The sequence below is a fragment of the Halobacterium sp. CBA1126 genome (genome assembly GCF_009741975.1).
GTDB lineage: Archaea > Halobacteriota > Halobacteria > Halobacteriales > Halobacteriaceae > Halobacterium.
On record NZ_WPCF01000097.1, the window covers coordinates 1 to 9,801 of the forward strand.

The following is a 9,801-nucleotide window of genomic DNA, read 5'->3' on the forward strand; positions in this document are numbered from 1 at the left end:
AGCGAACGAGTGGAGGCCGACGACTGAGGGACGCGAAGCGGACCGAAGGAGGAGTGCTTTTTCACCAAGTTTTTGCCGAGTGGGGCGCGCTCCACGCGCCCCACGCAGCGCAAAAAGTGGTTACGTGGGCGTCGTCTGGATGTTCAGCGCCTTCCGGATGATGTTCGAGAAGCTGAACGAGCAGACCATGTACCAGATGATCCACGTCGGGAACACGAGCAGGCGGCCGTGGTTGAAGTCGACCTCGCCCGTGAGCGGGAGCACCATCACGATCTCCCGGCCGGAGTAGACGGTGCCGAGCTTCCAGTACATCCAGAGGAACGCCGGGATGGTCAGGAGCATGATCCACGCCATCGGGCGGAACTGCTCTTTGAGCATGCCGGCCTGGTCGCCGAACGCCTCCATCTGTTCCTCGCGCAGGCGCTCGATCTCGGCTTCGTCGCCGCGCTCCTTGGCCTCGGACATCTTGTCCTGGAGCTTCTGGGCGCGCTCCTGGTACTCGGACATCTTGTCCATGTCCGTGAGGTTCGCCTGCAGGAGCGTCGAGTACAGGCCCGTGAGGACGGCCAGTGCCATCACGACGACGTAGAACGGGAGCACGGCCTCCAGCGGGCTGAGCACGACGTCGACGGCGCCGCCGATGGTGTTCTGAATCGGCTGGAAGTTGTAGCCGAGGATGGCGGCGAACGACCCGACGGCCGCGAGCTTGTCCCACTTCGACCACGACGACGACTCGGGGCTGTCGTCGAGGTCTTCCTCGGGTTCGAGCCCCTCGCGGACGCCCTCGGGGTCGTCGAACTCGAAGCCCTCGTCGGACTCCACGAGCACGTCCTTCTCGAGGAGGCGGCCCCACTGGCCGCTGGAGACGTCGCCCTTGACGTCCCGCCAGCGAATCTCGCCCTCGTGGTCGAGGAGGTCGTCGAGTACGTCGGCCAGTTCCGGGTCCTCGCGGACCAGCGAGCGGACTTTCTCCGCGGTTCGAGACATCTTCTTGGCTGCCCTTTGGAGCGGGCGCTTGAACCTCTTACGGAAGCCCCGCCGGCGGCGGGGCCGAGAGGCCGGTCAGTTCGCGTTCGCTTCGACGGCCGCCTTCACGTCCGCCCAGACCTCGTCGGGGGTCTGCTCGCCGTCGATCTCCTCGAGGACGCCCTCGTCGCGGAAGTACTCGACGACGGGCGCGGTGTTCTCCTCGTAGACGTTGATGCGCTCGCGGGCGGTCTCCTCGGTGTCGTCCTCGCGCTGGTAGAGGTCGCCGCCGCACTCGTCGCAGACGCCTTCCTCCTCGGGCGGGTCGAAGTCGACGTGGAAGGTGGCGCCGCAGTCCTCGCAGACGCGGCGGCCGGTCAGCCGGCGGACGAGTTCGTCGTCGTCGACGTCGAGGTAGAGGACGACGTCGAGGTCGGTGATGGAGTCGAGGTACTCCGTCTGGGACTCGTTGCGCGGGTAGCCGTCGAGGACGAAGCCGTCGGCCTCCTCGAGAGCGGTCTTGACGATCTCGTTGACGACCTCGTCGGGGACGAGCTCGCCGGCGTCCATGTACTCGCCGGGCGTGTCGTACTCGAGGTCGAGGTGGCTGATGTCCATGCCCTTGTTCGCGCGGAGCGCGTCACCGGTGGTGACGTGTTCGACGCCGAACTCCTCGACGAGTCGGCGGCTCTGTGTCCCTTTGCCGGCGCCGGGCGCACCCAGAATCAGGATTCGCGGGTTACTCATAGCAGCCAGTTTCCGGGCCTCGATTAAGGAGGTGTTGTTTCCGGCCGAACTGACGCCCACACCCGACCTGCTTTGAGGGCGGCCCGCCAAACCCACCGTATGACCCGGTTCGACGCCGAGACGGACGCCGGCCGCATCGAACTCGTCGCGGACGCCATCGCCGCCCACCGCGAGCGCGACAGCGCGTTCTGCACGCTGGAGGCCGACAGCGACCCCAGCGGCGACCCGGAGTTCCTCCCGCCGTGGGTGCAGTTCGCGGACGGCACGCTCAACCTCGACTGCACGGACGCGGAACTCGACCGGCTGTCGACGGTCGTCTCCCGGTTCGGCGCGTTCACCATCGCCGAGCGCGAGACGGTCCCCGCCGAGTCCGCCGCGGAGTCCCCGGGGACGAACGTCCGCATCGAGGCGCGCGCGGACGACGACCGCATCGGCCAGTTCGTCGACGCCGTCTTCCAGGAGGTGTACGACCTCCCCGCGGAGTTCCGGCTTTGGGCGGTCGAGGTGTGAGGGTTCCGGCGGTGCCGTCGCAGAGTTCAAAGTATAAGGGCGTTCGGCGCGCAGACCCGACCATGAACTTCTCGCACACAACGCCCGTAGGGCTGGGTGTTCGAACGACGCCCGAGCCGGGTGGTCAGCGTGGGTGACCTCCTCGAGACCGTCGTCGTCCCCGTCGCCAGCGAGGCCGACGCGGAGACGACGATGCGGGCGGTGTTGCCCCGCGTCAGCGACGCCGGCGGGTCGATCATCGCCGTCCACGTCGTCGAGAAGGGCGGCGGCGCGATGGACAAGGCCGGCGTCAAGCAGCGCGAGCTGTACGCCGAGGACATCTTCGCGGTCGTCGAGGACGCCTGCGCGGACGCCGGGGTCGCCTGCGAGACGGACCTCCGCTTCGACGAGGACGTCGCCGACGGCATCTTCGCGGCGGCCCGCGACCACGGCGCAAGCGCGGTCGCGTTCACGCCCCGGGAGAGCAACCGCTGGCTCGACCTCCTCACGGGGGACAACGCCCGCGACCTCGTGAAGCGCGCGGAGCTCCCGGTCGTCGTGCTCCCCGCGGAGGACGCCGATGAGTGACCAGGAGCTCGCGAAGGACCTCGGGCCGCTGGCCGCGCTGACCATCGGCGTCGGGACGATGATCGGCGCCGGCATCTTCGTGCTGCCGGGCGCGCCGTCGATGACGCCGGGCCGCTGTCCGCGCTCGCGTTCCTCATCGGCGGCGGCATCGCGCTCCTGACGGCGCTGTCGGCGTCCGAACTCGGCACCGCGATGCCGAAGGCCGGCGGCGCGTACTACTACGTCAACCACGCGATGGGGCCGCTGTTCGGCTCCATCGCGGGGTGGGCGAACTGGATGGGGCTGGCGTTCGCGTCCGCGTTCTACATGTTCGGGCTCGGCGAGTACGTCGTCACGTTCCTCGCGGTTCCCGGCTTCTCGCTCGGCCCGCTCGTGCTCGGCCCGGCGAAGGTCGTCGCGCTCGTCGGCGCCGCGTTCTTCGTCGGCGTGAACTACGTCGGCGCGAAGGAGACCGGCGGCCTCCAGAACGTCATCGTCGTCACGCTCGTCGCCATCCTCGCGGTGTTCACCGCGGTCGGCGCGTGGAACGCCGACCTGAACTCGCTGTTCCCGCTCGTCCGCGAGGGGAAAGGCTTTTCGACGGTGCTGCCCGTGACCGGCCTCGTCTTCGTCTCCTACCTTGGCTTCGTCCAGATTACGAGCGTCGCCGAGGAGATCAAAGACCCCGGGAAGAACCTCCCGCGGGCGGTCATCGGGAGCGTCGTCCTCGTCACGCTCATCTACGCGCTCGTCCTGCTGGTGGTGCTCGCGGCGGTGCCGAACGAGCTCGTCGCCGGCAACGAGACCGCCGTCGTCGACGTCGCGCGGCGCTTGCTCGGGCCGGCGGGCGCCGTCGCGCTGCTGTTCGGCGGCCTGCTCGCGACCGCCTCGTCGGCGAACGCCTCGATTCTGGCGTCCTCGCGCATCAACTTCGCGATGGGCCGGGACAAGATCGTCTCCGACTCCCTCAACACGATTCACGGCCGGTTCGCGACGCCGTACCGCGCCATCGGCCTGACGGGCGTGTTCATCCTCGTGTTCGTGCTGCTCGGGAACCTCGAGACGCTGTCGACGATGGGGAGCACGCTCCACCTCGTCATCTACGGGCTGTTGAACGTCGCGCTCGTCGTGATGCGGACCGTCGACCCGCCCGAGTACGACCCGGACTTCACGGTGCCGTTCTACCCCGCGACGCCGATTCTGGGCGCCGTCACGTCGTTCGCGCTCATCGCGTTCATCAACCCGACAATCATCGCGGGGACCGGTGCCTTCGTGGTGTTCGCCGCCGCGTGGTACTTCGTGTACGCGCGCTCCCGGGCGACCAAGACCGGCATCCTCTCCCAGCACCTCCAGCGCAACCCCGACGCGGCGCCCGACGCCGCCGTCTCCGCCGCTGAGTCGCTGGCGCCCGACGGCTCGAACTACCGCGTGCTCGTGCCGCTGGCGAACCCCGAACACGAGACGAACCTCATCACCGTCGGGGCGGCCGCGGCGAAGGCCAACGGCGGCGAGGTCGTCGCCGTCCACATCGTCCCCGTCCCCGACCAGACGAACCTCCAGTACGCCGACGAACACCTCGACGAGTTCGTCGACACCGAGGACAGCGAGCAGCTGCTCGCCGACGCGAAGGCCGACGCCGAGGACTTCGGCGTCCCCGTCGAGACCCACACCATCCTCTCCCACCGCTCGTTCGAGGAGGTCTTCGACGCCGCGCGGACGTACGATGCGGACCTGCTCGTGATGGGGTGGGGCGAGGACAGCCACGGCTCACCCGGCCGCGCCGAATCCGCGGTCGACGAGCTCGCCGGCGACCTGCCGTGTGACGTGCTCGTGTTCAAGGACCGCGGGTTCGACCCGTCGCACGTGGTCGTGCCGACCGCGGGCGGCCCGGACACCGAGCTCGGCGCCGCGATGGCGCGGTACTTCCGCGAGCAGTTCGGCAGCAAAATCACCTTACTGCACGTCGCCGACGACGCCGACGACGGCAGGGCGTTTCTGGAGACGTGGGCCGATGAGAACGGCCTCGCGGACGCCGAGCTGCGCGTCGAGACCGGCGACGTCGAGCCGGCCATCGCGCGGGCCGCCGAGGACGCGTCGATGCTCGTCGTCGGCGCGACCGAGCGCGGCCTGCTCGGCCGACTCGTGCGCGGGTCGCTCGTCCTCGACGTGCTTTACGACGTGGACTGCTCGGTCCTGCTCGCGGAGAAACAGCGCAGCCGGTCGCTGCTCGAACGGCTGTTCGGGTAGCCCGGGCGGTCAGCTCCGCAGCTTCTCGACGTACCGGTACACCGGGAACAGCAGCTCCGCCGCGCGGTCGAGGACGCCCGTCGACTCCGCGTAGACGAGCACGGGGACGTCGCGCTCGCGGGCGGCCGCGACCGAGCGGTCGGCGGTGCTGCCGAGCACCCACCGCCGGAGTTCGCGGGTGCGGGTCGCGCCGACCAGCAGCGCGGCGTCGTTGTCCGCGGCGGTCTCCGCGAGCGCGTCCCCGATGACGTCGACCTCCACCTGGTGGACGCTGACGTCGGTCGAGAGCGCGGCGACGGTCCCCTCTATCGCCTCCGGGGTGCCGTGTTCGCCGGTCGGCGTCACGCGCACCACGTGGACCGCGGAGCCGTGCCGGGCGAGCGCGTCGACGAGCGGCAGCAGCGCCTCGTGGTGGGGGCCGCCGCCCGCGCCCACGCAGACCGTGTCCAGCGGCTCGGCGTCCGAGAACCCCGCGACGTACGCCACGTCGCACGGCGAGTCGAACTGGACTTTCGTCGTCACCGCGCGGTTCTCCTCGGGGTAGCCCATCATCACGAGGTCGGCGGCCGTGTCCCGCGCGGTCTTCACGATGTCGAACCCGACGTCCCGGCAGAGGTGGCCTTCGACCTCGTAGTCGACGCCGACGTCCGCGGCCGCGAGCCGCGACTCGATGTTGTCGACGCGCCCGGACGCCGTCTCGCGGGCGACCTCGTTGGGCGTCTGGTCGGGGAGCTGGGTGATGGTGAGCACGCGCACCACGGGGTCGTCGGCTCGCGCGTTCGCCAGCCGGCCCGCGACCTGCACGTGGTTGACGGCCTCGCCGGGTCGCGCCACCGGCACGAGCACGCTGTACTCCTCGTCGCCGTCGCCGTCCGTCGGCGTCTCCGCGACGACCTCGCGGAGCTCCTCGGTCTCCGGTGCGCCGCCCCACAGGAGGTGGCCCGCGACCGCGAGCACGACCACGCCCGTGCCGACGACGACGCCCTGCACGGGGAGGTTCGTGACGAGCGCGAGGTTCGCGACGACGCCGAGCGCGGGCACCAGCGGCACGAGCGGCACGCGCAGCGGGCGGTCGAGGTCGGGGAAGCGGCGCCGCGAGTAGACGAGCGCGACGTTCACGACCGCCAGCGGCACGAGGAGGTTGAACGTCGCGAACCCGGTGAGCGCGTTCAGCCCGAGGTTCGGCGGGAGCTCGACGGCGACGCCCGCGACGTTCAGCGTCGCGAGGTCGACGCCGCCCAGCAGGCCGTGCCCGGAGAAGACGCCGACGAACGCGACGATGAGCGCGACGATGGTCGCGGTCACCGCGGTCACGCTCCAGAACGGCGTGCCGTACTCCCGGTGGATGCGCGCGAACGACCGCGGCGCCTGCCCGCGGTCGCCCATCAGCGACCCGATGCCGCTGGCCGCGAGCACGCTGGCGTTCGACGCGCTCACCATCGAGAACACCGCGCCCGCGACGATGAGCGCCTGCCCCGCCGGGCCGAGGAACGCCGCCGCGACATCGCCCATCGCGGTCTCGCCCGCGCGGAGCACCGACTCGTCGACGGGCGCGTTCACCATCGCGACGATGACGAACGTGTAGAGGACGGTCACCGTGACGATGCTCGCCGCGATTGCCTTCGGGACGGTTTTCCGCGGTTCGATGATTTCGCCGGCGCTGGCGGCGATGGCGGAGAACCCGAAGAACGTGATGAACGCCAGCGACGCCACCGAGACGATGCCCGCGAGGTCGCCGGAGAACTGCGTCGCGAACTCGCCGGCGGCCGCGGTCGGCCCGGCGTACGCCACCGCGCCGCCGACGAACGCCACCAGCACCGCGACCTTCGCGCCCGTCACGACCACCTGGAAGCTGCCGCTCTCCTCGGTCCCCTGTGCGTTCAGCGCGCCGAGCAGCACGGCCGTGACCACGCCGACGCTGCCGTGCGGGAGCGCGGCGTGGAGGTGGAGCGTCGCGAGCCCGCCCAGGCGGACCGTCTCGGGGATGATGAACGTGAAGAACCACTCGTCCATCGTCGCGAGGTAGAACGCCGTCGTCCCCGTGTACCCGAGGAACAGCGAGGCGCCGACGAAGTACGTCAGGCGGTCGCTCTCGAACGTCCGCGAGGTGAACAGGTAGCCGCCGCCGTTCTCCGAGTAGATGGACGCGAACTCGGAGTACGACGCCGCCGTGAGGCTGGCGACGGCCGCGGCGATGACGAACCCGACGACCGCACTCGAACCGATGCGCGCGACCGCGATTCCGGACAGCGAGAAGATGCCGGCCGCGATCATCGTCCCGAGCCCCAGCGCGAACGCGACCCGGAACCCCAGCGAACGGGTGTGTTCGACCATCGAGTGCTGGTATCCGCGAGACCCCGATAAAACCTGTTCCCGAAGCGCGCCGTCGCGGGCGCGCTACGACGTCCAGTACGCCCGCGTCAACAGCACGAGCACGGGCAGAACCTCCAGCCGGCCAACCCACATCAGCCCGACCAGCAGGAGCTTCGTGGTCTCCGGGAGGAACGCGTACGACCCCATCGGGCCGACGAGCCCGAAGCCCGGGCCGACGTTCCCGAGGGTGGCGGCGACCGCGCTCATCACCTCGAGCGCGGTCAACGACTCCTCGATGCGCGTGGCGTCGACGGCGACGAACACCGTGCCCGCGACGAACAGCGCGAAGTAGACGGCGGTGAACGCGTAGATTCCCCGGACGGCCTGCTCGTCGAGCGCGCGCCCGCCGAGCCGGACGGGTTCGACGGCCGACGGGTGGATGGTCACGAACAGCTCGCGCTTGAGGCTCTTGAGGATGACCAGCCACCGCACCATCTTCACCGCGCCGCCCGTGCTGCCCGCGCTCCCGCCGAGGAAGATGGCGACGAACAGCACGTACTGGCTGGCGCCGTTCCACTGCGCGAAGTCCACGCTCGCGTACCCGGTGGTGGTGACGATGGAGGCCGCCTGGAAGGCCGCGTGGCGCAGCGACGCTTCGAGGTTCCCGGCGATCGGTCCGACCGCGTCCCGGAGGCCGAGCGCCGGTCCCGTGAACAGGAGCCCGGCCAGCAGCGCGGTGACGGCGCCGACGACGCCGACGTAGAAGCGGAACTCCGAGTCCTCGAACAGCGCGTCGGCGTCGCCGGTGAGGGCCTGCCAGATGAGCGCGAAGTTCGTCCCCGCCGCGAGCATGAACGGCACGACGACCCACTGGACGACGCCGGAGAACGCCTCGATGGAGCGCGCCTCGGGGCTGAAGCCGCCGGTCGCCATCGTCGTCAGGCCGTGCGCGACGGCGTTGTACAGCCCCATGTTGGGCGCGTACCCCGTGCGGTGGAGGCCGTACAGCAGCAGGATTTCGAGCAGGGTGATGCCCGCGTATGCGAGCCAGAGCGCCCGCGCGGTCTCGGCGATGCGGGGCGTGAGCTTCTCGATGCTCGGGCCGGGCGCCTCCGCGTCCATCAGCTGCGCGCCGCCGACGGAGAGTTCGGGGAGGATGGCGACCGCGAGCACGACGATGCCCATGCCGCCGAGCCACTGGGTGAGCTGGCGCCACAGCAGGACGGCGTGGGAGTGGGTGTCGAAGGAGATGTCGCCCATCACCGTCGCCCCGGTGGTGGTGAACCCGCTCATCGTCTCGAACAGCGCGTTCACGGGGTTGCCGAGCGTCGACCCGGGCGCGGACGCCGCCGCGACCCCGGGGACGCCGTGGGCGGCGAACAGGTACGGGAGCGCGCCGACGACGCTCGCCGCGAGCCACGTCAGCGCGACCATCAGGAACCCCTCGCGGGAGCCGAGGTCCGTCGGGTCGCCCACTCGCTCCAAGACGGCGCCAGCGGCGAACGCGACGACGACCGTCGCGGCGAACGCCGCCACGCCGCCGTCGCCGTAGTAGAGCCCGACCGCCAGCGGCGCGAGCAGCGGGACGGACAGCCACTTCACGACCGTACCGACGAGCGCGACGCTGTCCCGCCACTGGACGCGGACGGTCATCGGTGCCTCCGCGGCGTCATAGTTTCGCGGTGACTTCGTCGATGGCGTCGGCCTGCACGAACGCGACGACGTGGTCGCCGACCTCCACGCGCGTGCTGCCGCGCGGGGTCACGTACTCGCCGTCCCGCGTGATGGCGCCCACGACGACGCCGCCGGGCAGGGCGCTCACGCCCTCCTCGATGGTGCGGCCGGCGAGCACGCTCTCGTCGTCGACCTCGACCTCCACGACCTCCGCGCCGCCGGGTTCGATGATGGCGACGTTCTCCGCGCGGCGCTCACGCGTGAACCGCGTAATCTCCTCGGCGGTCACCCGGCGGGGGTTCACCGCGACGTCGACGCCGACGGTCTCGAAGAGGTCGACGTACCGCGCCTGCTCGACGACCGCGATGGCGCGGTCGGCGCCCTCGCGCTTCGACAGCAGCGCCGCCAGCAGGCTGCGCTCGTCCGTGCCGAGCGTCGACACCACGACGTCCGCGTCCTGGATGTGCTCCCGGGAGAGGAACTCGGGGTCGGTGGCGTCGTGGGAGAACACCGTCACGTCCGGCAGCAGTTCGGCGAGCTCGCGGGCGCGGGCCTCGTCGAACTCGATGAGCCGCACGGAGATGCCGCGGTCGACGAGCGCCTCCGCGGTGAGCTTCCCGGTCGTCGACCCGCCGACGACCACCACGTCCTGGACTTCGCTGGCCGCGCTCTCGGGGTCGAGAGTGCGGGAGAAATCGCGGACGCTGGTCGGCCGGCCGACGACCACCACGCGGGCGTTCCCCTCGATGACGGTGTCGCCGTGCGGGACGCTGGCGTGGTCGGCGCCCTCGGGGATGA

7 protein-coding genes and 1 pseudogene are annotated in these 9,801 nt (G+C 70.6%); 3 read left to right on the forward strand and 5 right to left on the reverse strand.

Annotated features, from left to right (window positions below):
• Nucleotides 1-120 precede the first annotated feature (120 nt).
• A complete protein-coding gene (locus GJ634_RS12105; protein WP_157503004.1) occupies nt 121-987 on the reverse strand; it encodes a DUF106 domain-containing protein in 867 nt (288 codons plus the stop codon).
• A gap of 75 nt (nt 988-1,062) precedes the next feature.
• Nucleotides 1,063-1,713 (reverse strand): adenylate kinase, encoded by a 651-nt coding sequence (locus GJ634_RS12110; protein WP_157503005.1) that lies wholly within the window; start codon nt 1,711-1,713, stop codon nt 1,063-1,065.
• A gap of 99 nt (nt 1,714-1,812) precedes the next feature.
• On the opposite strand from GJ634_RS12110, the gene GJ634_RS12115 reads away from it, so the two are divergent.
• The 3 genes and pseudogenes from GJ634_RS12115 to GJ634_RS12125 all read left to right on the forward strand — a co-directional run bounded on the left by GJ634_RS12115 (nt 1,813) and on the right by GJ634_RS12125 (nt 5,016).
• Nucleotides 1,813-2,223 (forward strand): hypothetical protein, encoded by a 411-nt coding sequence (locus tag GJ634_RS12115; RefSeq protein ID WP_157503006.1) that lies wholly within the window; start codon nt 1,813-1,815, stop codon nt 2,221-2,223.
• Between the two features lie 129 nt (nt 2,224-2,352).
• Entirely contained in the window at nt 2,353-2,790 is a 438-nt protein-coding gene (locus tag GJ634_RS12120; protein ID WP_331714151.1) for a universal stress protein, read from the forward strand.
• Nucleotides 2,783-5,016 (forward strand): annotated as a pseudogene (locus tag GJ634_RS12125) (amino acid permease). The gene GJ634_RS12120 and the pseudogene GJ634_RS12125 overlap by 8 nt, the downstream one beginning before the upstream one ends.
• Nucleotides 5,017-5,025: 9 nt before the next feature.
• Here the strand turns inward: GJ634_RS12125 and GJ634_RS12130 are convergent.
• From GJ634_RS12130 to trkA, 3 genes are all read right to left on the reverse strand, one after another.
• Nucleotides 5,026-7,350, reverse strand: a complete 2,325-nt coding sequence (locus GJ634_RS12130; protein ID WP_157503007.1) for an amino acid permease — start codon at nt 7,348-7,350, stop codon at nt 5,026-5,028.
• A 63-nt stretch (nt 7,351-7,413) separates the two neighbouring features.
• On the reverse strand, nt 7,414-8,982 hold the full coding sequence (locus GJ634_RS12135; protein WP_157503008.1) for a TrkH family potassium uptake protein: 1,569 nt from the start codon (nt 8,980-8,982) through the stop codon (nt 7,414-7,416).
• 16 nt (nt 8,983-8,998) lie between these two features.
• The coding region (gene trkA, locus GJ634_RS12140) for a Trk system potassium transporter TrkA (RefSeq protein WP_157503009.1) at nt 8,999-9,801 on the reverse strand (803 nt) is incomplete at its 5' end.